23 protein-coding genes and 1 tRNA gene are annotated in these 21,690 nt (G+C 34.6%); 12 read left to right on the top strand and 12 right to left on the bottom strand.

Translation table 11 applies throughout. The features are described from left to right. Nucleotides 1-377: 377 nt before the first annotated feature. The 5 genes from HS5_RS04195 to HS5_RS04180 all read right to left on the bottom strand — a co-directional run bounded on the left by HS5_RS04195 (nt 378) and on the right by HS5_RS04180 (nt 3,361). Nucleotides 378-584: a hypothetical protein gene (locus tag HS5_RS04195; protein WP_236752916.1), complete on the bottom strand. Its 207-nt coding sequence runs from the start codon at nt 582-584 to the stop codon at nt 378-380. Next, complete coding sequence (locus HS5_RS14490) at nt 566-697, bottom strand: hypothetical protein (RefSeq protein WP_256445567.1); 132 nt, start codon at nt 695-697, stop codon at nt 566-568. The genes HS5_RS04195 and HS5_RS14490 overlap by 19 nt, the downstream gene beginning before the upstream one ends. A gap of 406 nt (nt 698-1,103) precedes the next feature. Next, a tRNA-Lys gene (locus HS5_RS04190) sits at nt 1,104-1,199 on the bottom strand. 43 nt (nt 1,200-1,242) lie between these two features. Continuing rightward, on the bottom strand, nt 1,243-2,139 hold the full coding sequence (locus tag HS5_RS04185; protein WP_236752915.1) for an ABC transporter substrate-binding protein: 897 nt from the start codon (nt 2,137-2,139) through the stop codon (nt 1,243-1,245). Between the two features lie 52 nt (nt 2,140-2,191). After that, complete coding sequence (locus HS5_RS04180) at nt 2,192-3,361, bottom strand: zinc ribbon domain-containing protein (RefSeq protein ID WP_236752914.1); 1,170 nt, start codon at nt 3,359-3,361, stop codon at nt 2,192-2,194. Between the two features lie 362 nt (nt 3,362-3,723). Here HS5_RS04180 and HS5_RS04175 point away from each other — a divergent pair, with 362 nt between their 5' ends. Further along, nucleotides 3,724-4,860 (top strand): OFA family MFS transporter, encoded by a 1,137-nt coding sequence (locus tag HS5_RS04175; protein WP_236752913.1) that lies wholly within the window; start codon nt 3,724-3,726, stop codon nt 4,858-4,860. 31 nt (nt 4,861-4,891) lie between these two features. Here the strand turns inward: HS5_RS04175 and HS5_RS04170 are convergent, their stop codons facing one another. Next, a complete protein-coding gene (locus HS5_RS04170; protein ID WP_236752912.1) occupies nt 4,892-5,158 on the bottom strand; it encodes a hypothetical protein in 267 nt (88 codons plus the stop codon). A gap of 71 nt (nt 5,159-5,229) precedes the next feature. Between HS5_RS04170 and HS5_RS04165 the strand changes: the two genes are divergently transcribed. Further along, the gene (locus tag HS5_RS04165) at nt 5,230-6,687 is read left to right on the top strand and encodes an AarF/UbiB family protein (protein WP_236752911.1); all 1,458 of its coding nucleotides are present in this window, start codon (nt 5,230-5,232) and stop codon (nt 6,685-6,687) included. 8 nt (nt 6,688-6,695) lie between these two features. Here the strand turns inward: HS5_RS04165 and hsp14 are convergent, their stop codons facing one another. From hsp14 to HS5_RS04145, 4 genes are all read right to left on the bottom strand, one after another. Next, on the bottom strand, nt 6,696-7,076 hold the full coding sequence (gene hsp14, locus HS5_RS04160) for an archaeal heat shock protein Hsp14 (protein ID WP_236752910.1): 381 nt from the start codon (nt 7,074-7,076) through the stop codon (nt 6,696-6,698). Nucleotides 7,077-7,165: 89 nt separating this feature from the next. Next, entirely contained in the window at nt 7,166-7,684 is a 519-nt protein-coding gene (locus HS5_RS04155; protein ID WP_236752909.1) for a hypothetical protein, read from the bottom strand. Beyond that, nucleotides 7,681-8,418, bottom strand: coding sequence for a hypothetical protein (locus tag HS5_RS04150; protein ID WP_236752908.1), 738 nt, complete (start codon nt 8,416-8,418; stop codon nt 7,681-7,683). Before HS5_RS04150 ends, HS5_RS04155 begins: the two co-directional genes overlap by 4 nt. Next, on the bottom strand, nt 8,387-9,232 hold the full coding sequence (locus tag HS5_RS04145) for an ABC transporter ATP-binding protein (RefSeq protein WP_236752907.1): 846 nt from the start codon (nt 9,230-9,232) through the stop codon (nt 8,387-8,389). Before HS5_RS04145 ends, HS5_RS04150 begins: the two co-directional genes overlap by 32 nt. A 104-nt stretch (nt 9,233-9,336) precedes the next feature. Here HS5_RS04145 and HS5_RS04140 point away from each other — a divergent pair, with 104 nt between their 5' ends. After that, nucleotides 9,337-9,756 carry a hypothetical protein gene (locus tag HS5_RS04140; protein ID WP_236752906.1) on the top strand — a complete coding sequence of 140 codons (420 nt, stop codon included), beginning with the start codon at nt 9,337-9,339 and terminating at the stop codon, nt 9,754-9,756. Here the strand turns inward: HS5_RS04140 and HS5_RS04135 are convergent. Beyond that, nucleotides 9,750-10,946 (bottom strand): MFS transporter, encoded by a 1,197-nt coding sequence (locus HS5_RS04135; protein WP_236752905.1) that lies wholly within the window; start codon nt 10,944-10,946, stop codon nt 9,750-9,752. The two genes, HS5_RS04140 and HS5_RS04135, sit on opposite strands and share 7 nt — an antisense overlap. A gap of 218 nt (nt 10,947-11,164) precedes the next feature. Next, nucleotides 11,165-12,322 (bottom strand): hypothetical protein, encoded by a 1,158-nt coding sequence (locus tag HS5_RS04130; protein ID WP_236752904.1) that lies wholly within the window; start codon nt 12,320-12,322, stop codon nt 11,165-11,167. 77 nt (nt 12,323-12,399) lie between these two features. On the opposite strand from HS5_RS04130, the gene HS5_RS04125 reads away from it, so the two are divergent. From HS5_RS04125 to HS5_RS04085, 9 genes are all read left to right on the top strand, one after another. Next, on the top strand, nt 12,400-14,496 hold the full coding sequence (locus HS5_RS04125) for a hypothetical protein (protein WP_236752903.1): 2,097 nt from the start codon (nt 12,400-12,402) through the stop codon (nt 14,494-14,496). Nucleotides 14,497-14,692: 196 nt separating this feature from the next. Continuing rightward, the gene (locus tag HS5_RS04120) at nt 14,693-15,229 is read left to right on the top strand and encodes a hypothetical protein (protein WP_236752902.1); all 537 of its coding nucleotides are present in this window, start codon (nt 14,693-14,695) and stop codon (nt 15,227-15,229) included. A gap of 17 nt (nt 15,230-15,246) precedes the next feature. Continuing rightward, entirely contained in the window at nt 15,247-15,846 is a 600-nt protein-coding gene (locus HS5_RS04115) for a YkgJ family cysteine cluster protein (protein ID WP_236752901.1), read from the top strand. Between the two features lie 52 nt (nt 15,847-15,898). Further along, nucleotides 15,899-17,845: a formate dehydrogenase subunit alpha gene (gene fdhF / locus HS5_RS04110; protein ID WP_236753460.1), complete on the top strand. Its 1,947-nt coding sequence runs from the start codon at nt 15,899-15,901 to the stop codon at nt 17,843-17,845. 89 nt (nt 17,846-17,934) lie between these two features. Continuing rightward, nucleotides 17,935-18,882 carry a zinc ribbon domain-containing protein gene (locus tag HS5_RS04105; protein ID WP_236752900.1) on the top strand — a complete coding sequence of 316 codons (948 nt, stop codon included), beginning with the start codon at nt 17,935-17,937 and terminating at the stop codon, nt 18,880-18,882. 206 nt (nt 18,883-19,088) lie between these two features. Next, the gene (locus HS5_RS04100; RefSeq protein ID WP_236752899.1) at nt 19,089-19,556 is read left to right on the top strand and encodes a zinc ribbon domain-containing protein; all 468 of its coding nucleotides are present in this window, start codon (nt 19,089-19,091) and stop codon (nt 19,554-19,556) included. Nucleotides 19,557-19,602: 46 nt separating this feature from the next. Continuing rightward, the gene (locus tag HS5_RS04095) at nt 19,603-19,995 is read left to right on the top strand and encodes a hypothetical protein (protein WP_236752898.1); all 393 of its coding nucleotides are present in this window, start codon (nt 19,603-19,605) and stop codon (nt 19,993-19,995) included. A 65-nt stretch (nt 19,996-20,060) separates the two neighbouring features. Further along, nucleotides 20,061-21,029, top strand: coding sequence for a cobalt-precorrin 5A hydrolase (cbiG, locus tag HS5_RS04090; protein WP_236752897.1), 969 nt, complete (start codon nt 20,061-20,063; stop codon nt 21,027-21,029). A 1-nt stretch (nt 21,030) separates the two neighbouring features. Beyond that, nucleotides 21,031-21,681, top strand: a complete 651-nt coding sequence (locus HS5_RS04085) for a cobalt-precorrin-7 (C(5))-methyltransferase (protein ID WP_236752896.1) — start codon at nt 21,031-21,033, stop codon at nt 21,679-21,681. The last annotated feature ends 9 nt before the right edge of the window (nt 21,682-21,690 follow it).

Genomic DNA, 21,690 nt, shown 5'->3' with positions numbered 1-21,690 from the left:
TAATTCTTAACTGATAGAATAAAGGAGAGTACTTTACAGAGGTAATTCTCCATTATATTAATTACTGCTCTTAACGATATACTAATCTTCATGATTTACCTTCCCTTCACTAATAAGTGTAATCTCCTACCTAGTTGGAGGAGTATTAGAACCTATTATATTAACAGCTATGAATGTCATGGCTAATTGAAGTGGAGAAGGGTTTTGCTTTATTATCTACATTTGGCATAGATAGAATTTTAGGTGAGTCCTTTTTACCTTAGGGGATTACATAATTCCTTTCGTCATGGGACCAGTACTAGATTTCATGGCAGTACCGCTAAATCTAGAATTGTATAGAAAAATTCCAAAATAACGAAATTTCATTACTAATAATCCTATGTTAATTCAACGTAATCCTTAATTAACTTCTTCAATTCCTCAGCTTCCTTTACGCAGTGGACATGGAATTCAAACTTAGGATTTCTTACTTTTCTCATTAGCTCTGAAATGACGTCAAGCCAGTATACGTTACAAGGAATTTCTATTAAAATATCCACATAGCTGGAAGCTATTGCATTACCTTTTAACTGCGATCCGAACAAGTAAGCCCTGCCCTCATATTTTTTGTAACTTCAACAATCCTCTTGAAGTACTTATCCTTATTCTTCTCGAAATCTTCATTAATTTCCTCTAATCTTTTATAATATTCAAACATTCTAATGCCTCCTTTACAAAATTCCTACAAGTCTTATATTCATTATAAGTATAATCCCTTAATAAATACCTAGAGCCTATATATGCGTCAGTTAATATACTTATTACATACCACCTCCTGCTACTTATTTTCCTTAGGCAATCATTATCATCTGCAATGCTGATTAGCTCATTTAAATCACGAGATTTAGGGAAGTCTCCCTTATTCTTTAAAAGATATGCCTTAATTCCCAGCTGTAAAGCTTGTTCTAGATGGAATAGAGCAATATCATAATGTTTATTTGCACAATCTCTTATGCTTTCATTAAAAAGTACTTAGCCCTCTCCTTCAGCTTTTCATAAAGGTTAACGCTCAAGATAATAAAATGTTATATGGCAATCTTTTAAATTTATTACAACGAAAGGTGTGGCGGGCCCGCCGGGATTCGAACCCGGGACCTACGGGTTACTTCCCGCCAGAGCGGTTAAAAGCCCGCCGCTCTACCTAGCTGAGCTACGGGCCCAGCTAAAAATCTCTGTTCATGCATTGCTTAAAAAATTTCCGTATTAAAGTCTTATACCGTATCTCCTATCAACTTCTCCTGAGGTGTATATTTCCTTTAAAGCATTCAGAAATTCTAAAGTCTTTTGAGAAGCCCTAGCATAGAGTGGCTCCAGCACATAGACGTGGTCTTCTTTTACTGCATTGAGGTCAGAATACCCCGGGAGAGAAGTAATTTTCTCAATTTCCATTAAACTCCTGTTAACTGAAAAACTGCACGGAGAAATTATCAAATAGTCTGGATTGAATTCCTTTATCACTTCCCAATCAAAAACTCCTCCTTGGCCTCCAGGTCTCGCTAATGGAATAGAGCCCATCAAATTTACCATATCAGAAACCCATTTTCCTATGAGGTGTATTGGCTTTATCCATTCTATTACGACTGTCTTTGTTCCTCTGCCCAATCCTTGACTCTCCTCAGTACTCTCTCTGAACTCGTCCTCAAGCTCTTCAGCCTTTCTCTCCCTACCTAAAACTTTAGCTATCTTCATAGTTTCTTTAGGTATATCCATGAAAGTTGATGGGTTGAAAACTTCCATTCTCGAAATTCTGAACTTTTTAGGGAAAGCGTTTTCCTTCATTTCCAAGGTAGATATTGCAGGTAATGCACAGACTTCGCAAATTCCTTGACCTACTATCAGGTCTGGGTCAAGTTCGTAGATTTTATCCCATAGTGCCTCGTGTAAAGGTTTTCTCTCCTTTATATGTCTCCTTACAATCTCATCTATTACTTCTGAAGGTAATGAGTTATCCACGTTTACTAGCTTTCTCGTAACTTTTGCCCTACTTTTAATTTCCTCTGGGTAGTCAGAATCTTCTGAAACTCCAACAATTCTTGATGTGCCGTCCAGAAAAGCTACAATTTCTGTAGTTGCAGGGTCTAAAGTTATAATTCTTTCCATATAAATAGAGTATCGTAGAAGCTAAAAAATATTAAGAGAAAAAAATTTTATTTTATAAATTTGGCATTGCTTTGTAAGCTAAGGTGTAGATTAGTATGAATATAGAGTCTATAAGTCCTATTATTCCAGCTATTATTCCTATGGCTCCGGCAGCAATGTAGGTTCCGTAGGCTCCGTTTATTATTCCTCCTGAAATTCCTAAAGAACTGGGGGAAGGAGCGGAGACTTGCGATGCCCCGGTTATTATCATACCTATTGTGAACAATAATACTGCTATACTATAGCCTATTCCAGTGGCCATCTGTAGATAATTTCCTCTGTAGAAACTAGGAATCATGTTGAATATTAATGCTATAATTAATGCTATTCCCCATAGCATTGATTCAAAGTTGAAATTATTAGAGACAGTGTATATATAAATTAATATTATTCCAACAATCTGGATGATGGAATTTATGAAACCGCCCATGTTTATAAACAATGTAAATATAACTAATGCTGCACCTATAAGAATTATTATCCCGGTAGTAATGCTTATTGTAAACGTTGTACCATATATTGTTATACTTGTAATTCCTATATATCCTGAAGTATATCCGGATTCTTTTGAAAATACTATATATGTAATTCCTAATAAAATAAACGCTAAAATAGCTAAAATCATTGTTAATTTACTAATATTAATACCTCTACTAAATGCCGAAAATACTGGAGATATTAGGTAAATTACCGCAGATACTAGTAGCAGTGCTAAAGGAGCAATATCACTAGCTGGAGCTGAAATCTTAGTTAGGGATGAAATAATGCAAGATGAGACTAAAATGGTTGTTAGTGCCTCAAATATTATAGATAATAATAGCAGCAGCTTACCATATTTAGTTAACATTGGTGTATATCTAGCAGCCTTATTTGCTGTAGAAATTAATGACTCTGTTTGCTGTTGATAAGTTGGTGGATTACTAGGAGGTGGTTGATATGGTGGTTGGTTCGGTTGATATGGTGGTTGCTGATAAGGAGGCTGTTGATACGGTGGTGGGTTAGTAGGTTGTTGATAAGTTGGTGGATTACTAGGAGGTGGTTGATATGGTGGTTGCTGTGGGGGCTGTTGTGAGGACGTACTCGGAGCGGATTGTTGGAGGGTTGAAAAATCGAACCCGCATTTAGGACAGAACCTGGCTTCATCTGTTACTTGAGCTCCACATCTTGGACAATATTTTACCATATCTAAATTTTATGATGTTCAGCTTATAAATTTTTTGATATAAATAATAAGTTTGAGCTGATAATGTGTAAATGACTCATCTTAGCAGGCAAATTTTTGCATATATGAGTCAGTGACATGAGTAATTAGTTCATGATTTATTTTAACGAATAATAGTGTATTTTGAGAAAACATACTTGTACATGATTTGAAGTGTAGCAATCCTCTAACCTCATAAAGGAAGGAATATCTTGTCCTCCAAAGTCTGACTGAGTACAATAGAATATAATTAGACTTTTATTCCGTAAAAAAGTGATAAGTATATACTCTATGTAGTGAAATAAAGAGTCAACATATTTATATCGACAATTCCTATAAAACATGTGAAGAAGGAGAACTTCATAATAATAGGCTTCGTAATAATGTCTTTCAATTCGTTGTATCAATATTCCTGGAACGCTTTAGAACCCCTGCTTAAAGAAGGATTTAGCGTAAGTATAGTTGAAATTTCCTTAGGTTTCTCGCTCTTTACAATATTCTCCTCCGGATTTCAACCTTTAGGAGGAAATTTTGCTGATAAGTTTGGACCTAAAAAAGTCGCGTTAATTTCTTCAGTGCTTTCAGCCTTAGGATTTCTGGGTACTTCCTTTTCTTCCAGTATTTATGAGTTCTTCATATTTTGGTCTTTGGGGAGTATAGGAGAAGGAATTCTTTACGGAATATCTTCCAACTTAGCAGTTAAATGGTTTAAGAAAAGGATGGCTTTCGCTACTGGTTTGATTTCCTTAGGCTTTGGCTTAGGTTCAGCTTTTGCAGACCCTTTTATATTAATGTCGAAAAGCTTCAGGGTAGTAACCCTAATAATAGGTTTAACTGAACTGATAATTCTGCCCATCCTTTCTCTATTTATTGAATACCCAACAATGCAGAGTGGAAAATCGCCTAAAGAGGCAATACTTTCCAAGACTTTTTGGTTAATTTATTTATCATTTGTTACTGCTACTGTCCCTCTACTTGTTATATCCTCTTCTTTATCAATAATAGGCAAGGTCTTATCATTTCAAGAATTATCAATACTCATCTCAATCTTTCCGGTGTTAAGTGGATCTGGGAGACCGATTTTCGGTCAAATTGCAGATAAGTTAGGCGTAATAAAAACTACCGTAATTGTTGACGGTATAATAGTGCTCGGCAGTGTCTCTCTTTTCTTTAATCAAATAATTCCTGCAGTAGTAGTAATAGGCTTAGCCGGAGGTGCAGTAATAACTCTCTATTTTAATGTTTCAGGAATAGTTTTCGGTACTAGGTACTCAACCGTAAATAACGGAATCTTATATACAGGAAAAGCAGTTGCAGGTTTCCTTGGCAGCGTAATGTTTAATTATTTATTCCTCTTAAACCCGGCATTAGCTTACTTATTTGTATTGCTCTCTTCAACAGTAGGTGCTGTAACTTTATACTTTATATTTCATCATACTCAGCCCGCTGAAAGCTCGTCACAATTCAGGCGGGGCCTCTAACAAAATTTTGGAGAAGAAAAATATTAAATCTTTACTGAGAAGAAGAAGCTTGTCTCTTAACTTCTTCTACAATCTCCTTTGGCATTGAAAATTTTCTTACTATTTCATCTTCATTATTTTTCTTTTCTTTAAGAACTTTTATTAAAAATTCTGTAACAAATTCATGAATAACTCCTCTAGATATCGAATATTTTTTACTAAGTCTCTCTATTTCTTCGGAATTAGTTATATCATCTATTAAACAAGAGTAATCTTCAGTTTCCTTATTTAACTTCTTGGTATTTATTTTCCACTCCATAATTATCTATAGGCTTTGTAGCTAATATACATACAGTCTGACTTAATACTTTATTAATAAATAGTAAAAACATGTTAAGAACACTTTACGTCGGCTTCAAATTACTTCCTAGAGTATTAATGCTAAGGCATTATAGAAGACTTACTTTAGATAATAAGAAGGTCGATGAAAAAGAAATTGAGAAAGAAGCAGAAAAGATGTTAAATACTCTTGTCTCCTTAGGTCCTGCATTTATTAAATTAGGACAGATGCTCTCTGTTCATTCAGACTTACTTCCTGAAGGTTACTTAAAGGTATTATCAAGGCTACAGGACGAGGTTCCACCTGAACCTTGGAATAAAGTTCATGAAGAGATTAAGGAAGATTTAGGGGAAGAATTCCTTAAAAAGATTAAGATTAATCCAAACCCTATAGCTTCTGCTAGCATTGCTCAAGTCTATTTAGCTGAGCTCGATGGTAAAGAAGTAGTGCTGAAGGTTAACAGACCTAACATAAGGAAGGAAGTTGAGGAAGATATAAAGGTAATGAAAACTCTTACTCCTTTTCTTAAGTACATTTTCGATGAGTCTTTTTATGAAAGTGCTAAGGCAATAATTGATGATTTTTCTTCAAGAATATTTGATGAAATGGACTTTACTAAAGAAGAATTTTACATGAAGAAAATAAGGGAAGAGTTGAGCTTCCCCGACGTCAGAATTCCTAAGCCGATTTATGCTACTAAGAGAGTTCTGGTAATGGAGTATGTTAAATCTCATAAGGTAACCTCAGAGGAAGCGAAGAAAATTATCCCTCCCGAAAATCTTGCTTATAAGGTATTTAGGACTTTCATGGTTATGATATTAGAGAAAGAATACTTTCACGCAGATCCTCATCCTGGAAACATAGGAGTTGATAATGAAGGCAATTTAGTGTTATACGACTTTGGAATGGTAGGAAGAATGGATAAGGATACTAGGAATAAACTTGTAAGAGCTTACGTAGCCTTAACCAGGCTTGATGGAATAGAGCTTACGAAGGTATTAGATGAACTAGGTGCAATACAGCCTGAGGCTGATAGGGAGCTCTTGGCTAAAGGAATAGAGATTTTCCTTAAGACCTTTGAAGGAGTAACTCCAGAAACGTTGGAAGTTGAGGATTTTATAAATGCGTCAAACGAGGTATTTTATAGGTTCCCTTTAAGGTTACCTCAAAAGTTAGTCCTTTACATTAGGACTACGTCAACTCTTGGTGGTACATGTGTTACAATTTATCCCGAATTTAATTTCTTCTCAAATTTGGTTAAGCTAATAGAAGATGAAGACCTCGTAATACCTGCTGTTATAGATCAAGTAAAGGATACTTTCTCTTCTTATGTTAGGAAATTCAGAAGTTCTCTCCTAGAGAAGCCAATCATTGAGAAAAAGTCAACTTCAAGAGATTATTATCTAAGCGTAGTAATAGCTGTAATCTCCATATTATCTTATATAATCACAAAAAATGTTGTACTGGCTTTACTTTTAATAATTTTAGCATTAATCATGAAAAAATAAGAAATATTTTATTCTATTTTTATTGATGTAGTTCCTTCAACTGGTATTGAGATATGAAGAACTCCGTTATCGTATTTTGCAGTAACTTGTGAATCCTTTTTTACTGTAACTGGAAGTTTGATAGTTCTAGAGAGTCTTTTAGGTCTTTGAGTTAAGTATTTTACTCCGCTCTCAGGAATTTCTCTTTCTGCTTCAATTACTATCTCGTTTGAAGACGTTAACCTTAGATGTATTTTATCCTTTTGAAATCCAGGTAGATCAGCATCAATGTTTAAGTATCCTCCTTCTTCATATATATCAACAGGAGGTAGTACATTTTCGTAAAAACTTCTAGTTAGATCTTCTAACCTTTTTGATATCTCTTTTCTAACGTAGGTAGTTAAGCTCATTTCTTTCCACCTCTCCTAATGAAGAAGGCTAGGATTTTATAGATTAAATACCACCTTAGTAGTCTCATAATTAAAAATTCCATTCATAGTTAAAAACGTTTTCTTAAATACAAAAAGACACTCGAAATTATTAAAACCGCTCCTACAATTTCTGCAATATCCTTATACTCAAATATTTTCATACATTTTATGTAAAGTTTAACGTAAAACGGGTAAGCTGCATTGTTGGTCGTTACTACCTTGGTGTAATTTATGGTTTTTTGTATTATAACTACTGTGCCGTTCTTTTCAACTAAAGTCTTATTAACCGTTTTGTAAAAAATCTTTGGATAAGTCTCGTTACAAACTTCAAAAATCCATTTACCTTTTGTTAAGACTGTATTGAAAGGCGGTCTGACTATTTCAGTTAAATTATCATGAGAAATTTTAGCGTAAACGCGTACGTTAGTAGAATTTTCATAAATAACCGCAATAGCTTTTACTGTGGGAGGAATTGTTAAACAATACGGTTTTGAGACGCTTACTACATTTGATATAGGAGAAGTAATTGAAAGCATGGAAAGGGAAATTAATACAATACCTATTGATAAGAGCAGTCCTCTTATCATATTTCCATCCTCTTAAATTTATTGAGAGAGAAGACAAAAGTAAGCAAGGCTATCACTAGTTCTATTATTATCCCTCCAAATAAGCAAGGTAAACTCTTTTGGCTTACTGCCTCATATAAGAGTAGAACGTAAGGATTTAAAGCTGAGGTTATGCAGAGTCCATGGTATCCTTGAATTATTTCATAATAATTCAACATTCCTCCGAATATAAAGAGTGTACCCACTATAAAGCTTGAAAGAAGCGTGGAAATTCCAGCACTCCTAAAAGTCAGTGCCACAGATAAAATTATATCCTCTACGAAGAAATATCCTACAGTATATATTAAGACGAGGAACTGTGGTACTGGAATTCCTGAAAAGAGAATAAAAGCCTCCGTAGTTGTTAACCACAGTATGTAAGGGATTATTACGTCCGAGAAGTACATCATTAAGAAGAGCGATATCCTCTTTATAGGGAAAGTCAAGAAGGAGATTATCGATCCTCTATATATGTGATCTCCAGTTACGAAGATTATATTACGCAAAGCTAGAGAAAAAACTATCGTTTCTGATACGCTAATCAGTGGTATGAAAGCCAGCATAATCCCATAAATTGTAAAGTTTCCTCTCTCGTAGAATGCATTAATAAATACGTTTGATGATAGCATTATTGGTATTACTATCTCCAGCGTAGGTTCTCTAAATCTTTCTTTAAATATTATGCTAAATATTTGATAATTTCTTGAACGCATCATCTAAAGAAGACCTCCTTAAGCTTATTATCTCAATTCCTGCATCGTCTAATTTATCAACTACTTCTCTTACTTTTCCCCTAACCTTAAGGTAGGGCCCTTCAATCCTTCCGCCTAACACTCTCATTGCCTTTTCCAAGTTATCTACAACCAGCAAAATTTCTTCCTCCTCAGCCTCCTTTAAAGCGTTCTCAACTTTCCCTTGGAATGTAACTCTTCCGTTATTAATGAAAACAACATCACTTATAACCTTCTCCAACTCCGATAAGATGTGGGAAGAAATAAAGAACGTAACGCCGTGCTTATTCAGTTTTCTCACCTCTTCGTAAAACTCCATCCTTGCAGGAGGGTCTAAGTTTGCCGTAGGCTCATCTGCAATAATTAATTCTGGATCTTTTATGAGGGATGCTACTAACTGAACTCTCTGGGCTAAACCAGAAGATAACTGAGAGAGCTTCTTCTTTAAGTGATCGGTAAGGTTAAATTCCTCTATAAACTCTCTTACGTCAGTACCGTATATTTTACCTAAGTCCTTTAAGTATTCTTCAACAGTATTCTCCTGAGGATAAACTAAATTGGTAAAAATTATCGCCATTTTCTCATGTACCTTGGGGTTGTCCCAAGGATCTTCACCGAAGACTTCAATTATTCCTCCAGATTTCCTTATTAATCCAGCAATAATCTTTATCGTTGTAGTTTTTCCCGCACCATTAGGTCCTATAAATCCAGTTATCGAACCTTTCTTTACTTCAAAGGAAACTCCTCTTAAAACTTCTTTTCCGTCAAAAATCTTCGTCAAATTTTCTATAAATATCACATCAATTAATAGGATAGGAAGGATTATTAACTTATTCAAAATAGGGTTTTTGCTGAACCTAGCGGTTATGAATGTTTTTAAGCTTATTTAACAAAAATATTTTAATGACTGTTAACAGCAGGATTATTCTGAAGGATGAAAGAGAGAAAGTAACTAATGTTGCGTTCTTCTTGAAGAGGTTTATGACAGGGAAAGAAAAGTTCTCAACTCTCGATGATCTTATAAAGTTTATAGATTCCTTATCCACTAAGTTTGAATCTTTATCTTCTGTTAAAAACTGGGAGAAGTGGAAGCTTGAGCTACTCCTTAAGAAGACGAATTTCGTAGCTAAGTCTATGAGAAAGGAGAAGAAGCTAAAGTTAAGCCTTGAGAAAAAGTTTAAAGGAATAAAAATTCAGAAAGTTGAAGAATACGATCCTGATAAATTTACCGTATTTTATATATATAATGGAAAGACCAAGGCTATCTCAGGTAGTGCGAGACAGATTAAGCAGAAGCTTTTGAAAGAAATAGAAGATCATTGAGCAGGTTTTTCCTCAATCTTCTTCCCTATTTCTTTCTTAAATAATCTTAAGTAAACTCCACCACTAATAGCTTGCAATATTCCCCCCACTTCAAGCGGTAAAGGAAGATCTAGTTCCATTAAATATCCACCAACGCTTGAGCTCATTTGTGAAAACCTTGTAGCCAAGGCTTGAAAGCTTGAGGCTGTTCCATAATCTTCTGGCGAAATTCCTCTTATATTCACTGCAGTCCTATTAGGAGCTCCAAAACCTGCATTAAATCCTCTTAGAATATATAAAGCACCTGCAAGATAAAGGTAAGGAGATAAAGCCATTGCTATTAAGAATACCCCGTTCATTACTCTAGTTATTGAAGCTAGACTGAGTATGTTTGCTTTTATCCTTGTGGCAAGGAAAGATCCTAGGGACGTAAATACGTAATTTAATGTGAATATTTCTCCGATTTCTGGGTCGGTAGCGTGATAATATAACGATAACCATAGTGATAATAAAGGAATACTCATTCCTATTCCTACTGCGCCTATTGAGTTAGAAATGATAACTTTTGAAACATATTTTAGGCTGGTTTTTCTCATTATCCTACTCGTTTTAGCCCTCTCCTTTCTATTTTCCTTAACTAGTAACAGAAAAGCGAATGATAGCACTAGAAATATGGAAGAGACCAAAAAGAAGAATTTATAATTTCCTATCTTCCCGAAAGGAAGATAATCTATGAAAGTTAACATAAGACTTCCTCCTACTGACGAAATAGACGCAACGGAAGAAAGCAGACCCATTTTCCTTACTCTCTCAAAATCTTCCTTCCAATTTGTTGCAACTAATGCTGTTAAACCTGGAGAAAACAATCCTCTCATTCCTGTAGCACTTCCGGTTATTCCTGCAAGAATTAAGGAAGTTGCTAATAATAGGAAATTAGTAGGAGTTAACGCAAGTAAGATTACCCCCACCGTTGATATTCCTTCGGCAATCATTAGGGACTTCTTATATCCTCGCCTGTCACCTAAAAATCCCAAGGTAAGGGAAAGAAATGCGGTAAAGCCTACAACTGCTGAGAATACTAAACCTATTACAAGGGGAGAATAACCTAACAACTTCAAATATAGAGGTGAGGAAATTGTGACGAATATTAAACCTACGCTCCTAAATATTCTAGAGATGAGTAAATATTTGAAACCAAAGTCTTGAGGCATAATAAAACATGGTTTGTTTGTTATCGAACTTTTTAAGCTTATCTTAAAAAATTTTCTATTTATAGGACATGGTTCTTATTTATGGATAAGGCTTTTCAAGTGAGTGCATGAATCTCTATAAGATAGGATTACATTTTGAAATATGATAGTACAACATGGATATAAAACTCGAATTTTATATTGGAAATTTAACTATAGTTTAGGCTAAGGAGAGGCCCCTAACGCGGAATCTTTTTCATTCTTATGCCGTCGTTTGATATGAATTTTATTGGATTAAGACTACTCTCTTTTTTGAAACCTAATAGAGTATAAATTATAACTTTCCCCTTCCCTGTAGGAGGAACATCAGAAGCTATTATTTCAAAATTATTTGTATTTACATTCTTTATGAATTTGTTTAGTTTGAAAAACGAGGGTTTTCCGTCTTTTAATTTTATAGTAAATCCGTAATCGTAGCTGTAAATGTTAAGGTTTCCGTATACGAAGTATCCCTTTTCTAACTTGAGGACATCTATTAGGACTTCTATGTTGTCTACAGAATAATCGTATGGTGCGTGAGGAATTTTAACTCCTTGAGCAGTAGTTATCTCATGTCCATTAAACCATGTAAAATTATGCTTCGAAATTTCAGTCGAAAAATCTCCTGAAATTCTCTTTAACTCTTCTATACTTCCCTCTTTTCCATCTATAAAGAATTTCTTCAACGTAATTCCGTCTATTAAAGTAGTACCGTAATCTTTAGTGAAATGGAAAATTTTTCCTTTATACTTGCGTATGATCTCAATATCCTCTTTTTTTAGCATTCTTTCAATAATTACTGAAAAATTATCGAAGAAGTATTCCTTATGTCCTTTTTTACTTTTTATCATTAATAGATTTCCTAATTCAGAGAGTTTGAAACCCCTATCATAACTATTAAAGAGAATTTCAACTTTTAATGCATTAATTTTCTTTGCGGTCTCATAATATTTTTCCTTAGCTATTATGCTTTTATTTCCTGAAATTTCGTAAATCTTGTCCTTTACTTTAAACTTCTTTTTCCTACCATTAATTCTTCCTTCCTCATCAAATTCTGATAGAACTATCTCGTCTGCTGCAAAGAAATCTATTGAGTTAAACAAGTTAGGGTACCTATTCAATATAAGTAGAACCTTATCTAGTTCTTCTAAACTTATTCTGCTTAATTTGGTAAAAGGACTTTTATACACAGTTTCTGTAATATCGTCCATCTTGTCTTTCATAATATAAGGTATGTAAAGCCTTGAAATTCTGGAGGAATCGAAAGTATAACTAAGCCTCTCGTCAGTTCTTTTTATTATTCTAACCTTCGGATCTTCCTTACTGTTTATTTCTTTCTCTAATAGGTATGTAACCATCTATAATAAGATGAATCTCAGAAAAAATAAACAATTCTCAACAAGGTTATTTACCTCTTTCTCCTAAATTCATAATAATGTATAAGTTTTCTAATGTTATTGGAGACGGTGACATAATAGGTTTAACCTTGCCTACTTCGCTTAGAGGACATAACGAACCTTTATCCGTTGAGATTAATTTAGAGCTTAAAAATCCTCTAACTGAAGGAGAAGAGTATGCCTTACTTGTGAGAGACGTAACTTCTGACGTAACGCACTTGGCAATAGTTTTTAGACAAAAAGATAGTAGGATAATTTCTATATACGCATCAAATTTCATTCTTGGAAAGGTATATAAGAGGAGGGAAGTAGAATTCGCAATACCTTGGGTAGAGGAATTAATAGCCCAAGAAGGAAGGAGCTTTGGTTTCTCTATGGAGATTTACTCATCACCGAAAGAAATTGAACTATCGAAACTCAGCGAAATTGTTAGGAAAGCAATAATTGACTCTGAGGACTTGCGTAATTTAAAATTTTCTCTAGTTAGAAAGATTAATTTCACTTTATCTTGGGGAAAAATAGGTAAAAGGAAGCTCTTGTCCTATTCATTGCCTCCAATTTTTAACGATTTCAGTAAGGTTGAGATAACTTCCTTCGTTAACATAGCGGGAGAAGCGGAAATGTATGAGTGTGGAAGAATAAAAACTATGTTTGATTGTAAAAAAATTAAAAATCGAATTAATGCGCTCAATATACCAAAGGAAATTTCATCACTTAAGATGAGAGGAGGCAAAATTTACGCGTTCTTCTCTTTGAATACTCCTGGACTGGTTGAAACTAAAGGCTATGATTACTTTACTTCACTATCTTTTCCAGTAAGTTTCTATAATACGCCGATACTGATTATAGGCTTAAACGGTCTCAATAAGACCGAAAAAGAAGGCGCATTCGCAAATGTAGTTTATCCAATACCTAAAAAGCAGAAAATAACAATACCTAAATTTTTAAGAAATAATCCCTGGCTATCTCCCTTACCTCAATACATAGGAAAAATTGAGGAGGAAGAAAAAAGAGAGACTCATAGTTTTAATCGGAAGGAAGTATTGGAGAATATTCTTAACAGGTTTTATTCTTCATCAATTACGGTAGTTAATGGCGTAAAAGAAATAGAGTTGAAAGAAGGAAAGGCTTTTTCTGGAGACTTTAATTTCAAAATTATTCCGGCTAACGATGAAATTCTTAAGAAAGAATTCAGGAATTTTATAAGAGGATTAGGTAAGGTACTTTATTTATCTTCTTCATTCGGAAGATTTTCAGAAAATCCTAAGAAATCATCTTACACATTAAAGTTCTCGGTTATTGAAAGACTTTCTAAGGAATATTATTTTGAAGTAAATAACGGAATAATGAGCGGAAATATTCCTAATATGTTAGTTCCTCTTTTAATAAAACTCTATGCAGGTGTGGAGGAAGTTACGGAATTTAAGGATGAATTTAAGGGAGAAGCTAGAAATCTGAAGGAGAAAGTAGATTCAATTTTATACGAAATTTGTTCGCTTTCATCATTACCTCAAATTAATTTAGAAACTTTGATAAGATATTATTCTGGCAGCGAGGAACTTTATAACGAAATTAAGGAAGTTTTAGACTCATCAAGGAGCATGGTCTCAGCTTACTACAATCTCTTATCTTCTTTACTTTTCTTAACTTCAAGGATCCAGGAAGAGAAAAGGAGAAAAACAGACTCAGAAGACGAGATTACAAACTTAATGGGATCCAATCACGTGTTAAGGCTATCCAACGTCGAAGCTTATCTTGTTAATTCCTTTTCTCTCAGTAGTAGGGTTTACGTTCCTAATCTTAACTCGAGCTTTGTCAGAGTAAGAATAAATACCATGAATAGTAAATTTGCTTTCTCAATAGATTCTGCTGTTGAAAAATTGTTTTCAGTAGTTACATATAATTTGAAATTATTATTAACTCCCAAGGGTGAAAGTTCGGAAATAATAATAGATCATCCAGAGCATACAACATTCAGGATTAAAGTAGAAAGACCTATAATTTTATCAATAGAACCAAAACCTATAGTGCAAGTAATAAATACTGACGCTATGTTTTTTGACTTCGACGTTTCTAAAGTATTTTTTGTAAGCCAGTATTTATGGGAAAGGCATAGGGATTTTGAAGTATTTTAACAAAATCTTTTTTAAAGTCCATTCTACAATATAATTATGCAAAAGCAATTAGAAAAAGAGGAGACTAAACTAGCTCCTAAATTGTTCAATAAATTCAATGCAGAGAAACAACCAGAAGTATATAAGGAAATACTGATGGATTAACTAGGAATCTTTTTATTGAAAAGATATTAACTTTTATTCGCATGACTTTTTAATGATATTAATACTAGCGGAAAATGAAATCCCAGAAGCAGATTATGTCTCATACTTTTCCAAGGATAATTTATCATTTATTTTCCTACACTATAAAGAGGGCTTCTCTAAGTACATAGGGCTATATAGAAAGAATAGGGGAGTTATAAGCAAAGTAAGGAATATTCCCTTTTACTTACCTTTTAAGTATGTAAAAAAGCTTCACGATAATTACTTACTCCTATATTTAAAGGACAATAAGGAAAAACAGATTATAATCCCTGCAATAAAAGCAGAGGCTTACGAATATCTTTATTCACAGTTGGCTTACACTATGGAGTATATGATAGATAAACTGAAAATGAACGTTTCCCCAGAACAAGGTAAGGAGATAATAGATATTCTCAAAAAAGGAGACTCTATGGATGAATTTTATTCATTTAAAGTTTACAGATTGCCGGAAATCATCTATCCATTTAATGAAAAGGATTTAATTTTGCCGTTATCTCCTCCGCTTGAAGTCTTCAAAGAAGGTTTTGAAGATAATAATTTATTTTAATATAAAAATGACTAAGTATGAACACTGATGAAGTAAACATTCTAACAAAGAAGGCTTTAAGGTCTGACGTTGAGAGTTTAAGGAAAATCGTTAATTTCCTTGCTCAGTACAACGCGCCTATAGCTAAATATGCAATTTATTCAATAATTTACCAATTTGCAATGAATAATGTAATAGATTTAGGTAAGGAATGTGAGACTTGTGGAGGAAAATGTTGCAAAGAAGGATACCCAGTTCCGGTTTACGGTTATGATTTTAAGGAAATGAAGAAGAACATGAAAGACCTCAGACTGGAAAAGAAGAACGGATTTTATTTATTACCAAGACCTTGCCAGTTTCAGAAAGGTTGGATTTGTACAATAAATTCCTTTAAGCCTTACGCTTGTCTATCTTATCCATTTGCTACTGAAGACGAACAAGAGGAATTATTGAAGAGCTACGATGGGAAGGGAGTTCCGAATTTTAAAGTTCCAGAATTCTGTATTGCAGGTAAGAAAGTTAAGGACTTCATGGATAAAGTAATTGAAGAATTAAAGAAAGAAAAAGGTAGAGAACCGAGTCCGTTAGAGATTGTTGATAAAATACTTGAAATTTATCAAAAAATGAAAAAACCGTAGAAATATGAATAACTAAAAATAATATCTTTAAATTTTTTAGGGAAAATTGTTTATTATGTTAGTTAAAACAATTTGTCCTTTTTGTGGTGTAGGCTGTGGGTTAGAACTGGAAGTCTCTGATGACAAGATTACTAGAGTTTTACCAGATAAATCCCACGTAGTGAGTAAAGGTCACATATGCGGTAAAGGTAGTATAGCGTTTAAATCGCTTTATGCTGAGGATAGACTCTTTTATCCGCTAAAGAGAGAAGGAGATAAGTTCATAAGAATTTCCTGGAAGGAGGCAATAGACGAAATTTCCCTTCGTCTTAGTAAGATAATCAAAGATTACGGACCTTTTGCAGTAGGATTTTACGGTGGATGTCAGAATACCTTGGAAGAAGTATACTCTTTCATGAAACTTGCTAGAGCTTTAGGAACAAATAACGTAGATTCTTGTGCTAGGGTCTGCCATGATCCTTCAGCCTTAGCATTAAAGGAAATGCTCGGAGTAGGTGCCTCATCAATTTCAGTAACTCAAATTCCAAAAGCAAAGGCTTTAGTAATAGTAGGCGAATCAATGACTGAAAGCCATCCAGTAATTTCTGAGTACGTTTTGGAAATGAAGAAGAACGGAGGAAAACTAGTAGTAATAGATCCCAGGGAAACTGGGATTGCTAAAATTGCGGATCTATACTTACAAATATCTCCTTCTACGGATATTTATTTATTCAACGCAGTAGGTAACTATTTGATTTCTAAAGGTCTTATTGACGAGAATTTTATCAAAACTAGAGCTGAAGGATTTGAAGACTATGAAAAAGTAGTAAACAAATATTCCTTAAATGAAGCTGAAAAAATTACTGGAATTCCTAAGGGAAAGATAATACAATTCGCAAATATCATTTCACAAAAACCTGTAATCTTTTCTTGGGGCTTGGGCTTAACTCAGTCCTCTGGAGTCAATGGAGTCAGAGCTTTAGTTAATCTTGCATTGCTCACAGGAAATCTAGGAACTGGAGGAGTTGTAGTTTATCGTGGCCAAGCTAACGTACAAGGTTCTGGAGATCTAATTAAACCGAACGTTTTCCCTAACGGAAAAATGGACGAACTCCATGCATTACAATTGAAAGAAATTTGGGGCTTCAAACCTCCGGTCATTCCTGGAAAGACAGTCACTGAAGCATTATATGGAACTGGTTTAAGGGCAATATTCCTAATGAACTTCAATCCAGCAAAGAGTTTTCCTAATAGGAAGGTAGTTGAAAAAGTTCTTTCTTCCATAGATTTATTGGTTGTAATTGACTCTTTCATGACAGAGACAGCAAAGTTTGCTCACTATGTACTTCCAGCCGCAATGTGGGCTGAGAAGGAAGGCTCGGTTACAAGTTTAGATAGGTTAGTAAAGTGGAGATTTAAAGCCGTAAATTCCCCCGGTGAAACAAAGCCTGAACTTGAAATAATTGCTGACATAGCAAGAAAGTTCGGTTTCAACTTCTCTACGGATCCAAAGGAAGTGTTTAACGAGCTGAAGGAGGTCTCTTCATATTCTAACCTGGACTTTAAAGAAGTGACAGACTACTCATTACCTTCAAGGTATCCTCAGAACGATGATGTACTTTATAGAGAGAAATTCCTTACTGAAGATGGGAAAGCCCACTTCCGCCCAGTTGAACAGCCTAAGCTTTCTAAAGGAATTATACTCGTAACTGGAAGGGAAGTAACTCATTACAACACTGATGAACTAATAATTAGGTCAGGATTTCCTGAGATTCCCTTGGAAGTATTTATTAATCCTGAAGATGCTAAGTCTTTAGGAATAAATGATGGTGATGAAATTAAAATATCTTCAGAATGCGGTTCTGCGAAGACTAAAGTTAGAATATCTCAAGATATTGTAAAAGGTGTTGCCTTTGCTTACATGCATAATGCAGAAATAAATTATGTAGTATGTAGTGAAATGGATGAAGAAGTAAAGACTCCTAAGTTTAAATATACCATAGTTAGTTTAATGAAATGATGCATTCAATTTAAGTTCTTTCAATGATAAATTTGTAACCTAAATACTTTTAATCTGTGAAATTAAAGTTTTGTAAAAGTGATGTAAAAATGGTAAAATACTGCCCTAAATGTGGGTATCCTAATGCAGATGATGCAAAATTCTGCTTAAAATGTGGTTCGCCTTTGCCTTCTTCGTCTATATTGCAAGGCAGTTCACCTCAACCATCCCCTCAACTCTCGCCAGTGCAGCAACCTTCGGCTCCTTTACCAAAAAAGAAGATCCCAATGAAAGCAATAATAGGTGCAGTAATGGCTGTTATAGTAGTTCTAGTCGTATTCCTAGTAGTTTTACCGTTAATTTCTCCACATGGCATTAATGCCCTAGCTTCTACAGCTTCGAGTGAATTCGGAGGAAGTTGGAAATTATCAAAATGTAAATCTGCTACTGGAATTTATATAGGCAATAAAACATATGAAGTAAAATACTTGAACGGAACCACAATAAAAGAAACTAGCTCAAAGTTAGGATTGTCGGGATTGCAGTTCTATATTGGTCTTTTCCTTTCAATATTGCCTATGGGATCTTCGAACTACTATATGCCCACGGTCCATTTAATTTATCCAGTAAAGATTGTTACAGCAATGGCTAACGGTACAGTGAATGGTCATAAAGCCTTCATTCTTGTAGTGGGAATTCATTATAATACTACGTCTAATCCAATATACGGCATATATACAAAATTTAATAAAATTCTCACGAACTCTAGCTATTCATCTACAATTTCTCATCTAGAGGCAAAAGCCAAAACCGAAGGCGCAAAGTGTTTTGTAATCTCATCATTTAACGGTATGGATTACATTTTCATGTCTACATGTAATCATACTCAACTAAGTCAGTCACTTATGCCGAATGTGATTCCTAAATGTTGCATAGTTTCCGCGGGTACATTTGTCGGAATCTCAAATACCGATGAAATATTAGTATGGGTAATAAACGTAGCCCCTACAAACTCTCAAATCCAAGGAATAGTTAGTCAAATACAAAGTTGTCTATAAATTCATTTCCTTTTTATAATATACGTCTTGCTATAGAAATTGGACTATGTAGTGAAATGGATGAAGAAGTAAAGACTCCTAAATTTAAATATATTATAGAGTTAGTTTAATGAAATGATTAGTTCAATTTGAGTCTTTTTTAGGATAAAATTTGTAACCTACAATGTTTTTAATCGGTTAAACTAAAGTCTGTAAAGTGATGTAAAATGGTAAAATATTGTCCTAAATGTGGGTATCCTAATGCAGATGATGCAAAATTCTGCTTAAAATGTGGTTCGCCTTTGCCTTCTTCGTCTATATTGCAAGGTGGCAATACACCTCAACAACAGCCTTCTCCACAACCGCCTCCTCAACCTCCAACCTATCAATATCCTTACATGCCACAACAACCTCCTAAAAAGAAGATTCCTTTGAAGGCTATAATTGGCGGAGTAGTTGCAGTAATAGTAGTCCTAGTAGTATTTCTAGTTGTCTTACCGTTAATCTCACCACACGGGATTACAGTTTTAGCATCAACTGCAAAAAGTGAGTTTGGCGGAAGTTGGACTCTTCAGAAAAATCATTCTGGAATTGAAACTGAAATAAGTGCTTGTAAATATTCAATTTCGTTTTCAAATGGGACAACAAAGACCAAATATCTTACACGTTTAACATTCCTTTTTATGCAATCTTAATTGCGGAATTGCTCATGAACTGCATTATTGTGGAGTAATAAGTCGTATGTATATTAAGGCATATACTACAGTTTATCCTGCTAAGGCAGTTTTTGCCAACCTTAACGGTACAGTTAACGGTAAAAAAGTTGTCATACGCGTATTTGCGGCTAGTTGGAGTTCCTCCAATAACGGAGCGTCAGAACTTTATAAAGATCTTAATTGCGCAATGAAAAACCCATCAGCACTTAGCAGAATGGAAAATAACTATAAGTTTTTCGGAGACAATATTTCTGTTTCGACTTATAATGGCTTAGATTTCTATCTATCTGAAACTCATAATCGCGTTGAATTCGTTGGAGTATCTAATAATGAAGAAATAGAAATCTTCATATCCGGAATTAACGCAAGTGCTTCTCAAGTAGAGGCGTTAGTCAATAACGTAATGAGTTGTCTATAATAGGAAATAAATTACTCTTTTTTCCTTTACTCCATGTTTAAATATCCTTTTTCTCTTCTCTATGTATGGAGAGGGCTTGGAGAGGGTTTGCAATAATTTATGCAACCAAAAGTAGGATTGCCGAGAAACTCTGTGAAGAACTTAAGAAAAGGGAAGTACCATGTTCACTCTTCTCTTATAAGGAGGCAAACTTTGAGAAGATATGGAACTGTTACGATGGGATAATCTTCACCATGGCGTTGAGCGGTGCAGTTAGAACAATATGCAAATACGCGAAAAGCAAAGACAAAGATCCTGCAGTTATTGCAGTAGACGATGAAGGAAAATTCGTAATTCCGATATTAGGAGCACATTGGGGAGCTAACGAATATGCAGAAGAGGTCTCGAAGATATTAGGTGCAACCCCGGTAATTACTACTGCGAGCGAATTATCAAACGTCACTAGTGTAGAAGAGTTTGCAAGGTTAGTTAACTGTAAAATACTTAATGTTGAAAACGTTGTTAAAGTGACTTCAGCACTACTTAAAGGGGAAGAAGTTTGCGTAAAAGGCTTAAAGTCTTTGCCCAAGGTCAAGGGGAAATACAAGACAGGAGACGACTGCAAGTACTTTATTGTAGTAGGAGAGACCGGAAGTGATGAGAATACAGTTTATCTGAAACCTCTAAGGCTATCTATAGGCGTTGGAAGTAAGATAGAGGCAGATGAGGAGACAATAGAAGAAGCAATACTTTTTGCATTAAGGAAGATAAACGCTGATTTATCCCAAGTTGAGGTCATATCTTCTATAAGAGAAAAAGTTGGAAAAGTTGCGGAAAAACTAGGAGTAAAATTCAGGCTAATTTCCTTAGACGAGGTCAATTCTTTTGAAGACGAATGCCTTTCTCCTCAAAGTCAGAAGCTTAAGGAACTTGGAATAAAGAACGTTGCAGAGGCTTGTGCTTTAATATCTGCAGGGTCTAACTCTAAGCTTATTTTAAGAAAAATTCCTTATAAAGGAGAAGTAACAGTTTCTATTGCTTCAATCGGTGAATGAAATGCTTTACATCGTTGGCGTAGGTCCAGGAGATCCTGAGTTAATTACAGTAAAAGGTCTAGACGTCATAAGAAAGGCTGAAGTAATAACCGGGTGGGGGAGCGTAATAGAAAGGTTCTCAAAGTACGTCGAGGGAAAAGAAGTCATCCCATTAAATTATAGGGAGGAGGCAAAACTGCTCAACGAGGTAATGGAGCTAGCCAAAAACAAGGAAGTAGCGTTTTTAAACCATGGTGACCCTGCAGTTTCTGACTATCAGCTTCTAGATAAATTGAAAAAACTAGCTAAAGAGCACGGAGTTGAGCTTAACATAATTCCGGGGGTTTCCTCAATAATTAGAGCTTTACAAATAGTTGAGAGGGACTTAACTCAAGTTATAGTTATAACGCTTCATGTTAGGGGAGAAATTGATTATTCAAAGCTTAATGCTCTAGCTAGGACTGGGAGGGATTTATTAATTATCCCAGAACCTTATCCTGACGGAGTAAAGAAGATAGCCCTTCAATTTGAGAAAGAAGACCCTACTTTAACAATTATGGAGAAATTAACGTATCCTGATGAGAAGGTTTGGAAATATAAATGTAGTGAAATAATAAAGGGTGACGCTAAATTTGGGGATTTAACTATAGTTTATGTACCTTCAGTTTATTAACTTCTATGG

Source organism: Acidianus sp. HS-5 (assembly GCF_021655615.1).
Taxonomy (GTDB): domain Archaea; phylum Thermoproteota; class Thermoprotei_A; order Sulfolobales; family Sulfolobaceae; genus Acidianus.
The sequence above is the reverse complement of the archived record's forward strand: the minus strand, read 5'-3'. Positions and strand labels throughout refer to the sequence as shown.

Coding starts and splice junctions, on each gene's coding strand:
- HS5_RS14490 (WP_256445567.1), bottom strand. CDS start 697: ATGTTTGAATATTATAAAAGATTAGAGGAAATTAATGAAGATTTCGAG.
- HS5_RS04185 (WP_236752915.1), bottom strand. CDS start 2,139: ATGGAAAGAATTATAACTTTAGACCCTGCAACTACAGAAATTGTAGCT.
- HS5_RS04180 (WP_236752914.1), bottom strand. CDS start 3,361: ATGGTAAAATATTGTCCAAGATGTGGAGCTCAAGTAACAGATGAAGCC.
- HS5_RS04170 (WP_236752912.1), bottom strand. CDS start 5,158: ATGGAGTGGAAAATAAATACCAAGAAGTTAAATAAGGAAACTGAAGAT.
- HS5_RS04165 (WP_236752911.1), top strand. CDS start 5,230: ATGTTAAGAACACTTTACGTCGGCTTCAAATTACTTCCTAGAGTATTA.
- hsp14 (WP_236752910.1), bottom strand. CDS start 7,076: ATGAGCTTAACTACCTACGTTAGAAAAGAGATATCAAAAAGGTTAGAA.
- HS5_RS04155 (WP_236752909.1), bottom strand. CDS start 7,684: ATGATAAGAGGACTGCTCTTATCAATAGGTATTGTATTAATTTCCCTT.
- HS5_RS04150 (WP_236752908.1), bottom strand. CDS start 8,418: ATGATGCGTTCAAGAAATTATCAAATATTTAGCATAATATTTAAAGAA.
- HS5_RS04140 (WP_236752906.1), top strand. CDS start 9,337: ATGACTGTTAACAGCAGGATTATTCTGAAGGATGAAAGAGAGAAAGTA.
- HS5_RS04135 (WP_236752905.1), bottom strand. CDS start 10,946: ATGCCTCAAGACTTTGGTTTCAAATATTTACTCATCTCTAGAATATTT.
- HS5_RS04130 (WP_236752904.1), bottom strand. CDS start 12,322: ATGGTTACATACCTATTAGAGAAAGAAATAAACAGTAAGGAAGATCCG.
- HS5_RS04125 (WP_236752903.1), top strand. CDS start 12,400: ATGTATAAGTTTTCTAATGTTATTGGAGACGGTGACATAATAGGTTTA.
- HS5_RS04120 (WP_236752902.1), top strand. CDS start 14,693: ATGATATTAATACTAGCGGAAAATGAAATCCCAGAAGCAGATTATGTC.
- HS5_RS04115 (WP_236752901.1), top strand. CDS start 15,247: ATGAACACTGATGAAGTAAACATTCTAACAAAGAAGGCTTTAAGGTCT.
- HS5_RS04105 (WP_236752900.1), top strand. CDS start 17,935: ATGGTAAAATACTGCCCTAAATGTGGGTATCCTAATGCAGATGATGCA.
- HS5_RS04100 (WP_236752899.1), top strand. CDS start 19,089: ATGGTAAAATATTGTCCTAAATGTGGGTATCCTAATGCAGATGATGCA.
- HS5_RS04095 (WP_236752898.1), top strand. CDS start 19,603: ATGTATATTAAGGCATATACTACAGTTTATCCTGCTAAGGCAGTTTTT.
- cbiG (WP_236752897.1), top strand. CDS start 20,061: ATGGAGAGGGCTTGGAGAGGGTTTGCAATAATTTATGCAACCAAAAGT.
- HS5_RS04085 (WP_236752896.1), top strand. CDS start 21,031: ATGCTTTACATCGTTGGCGTAGGTCCAGGAGATCCTGAGTTAATTACA.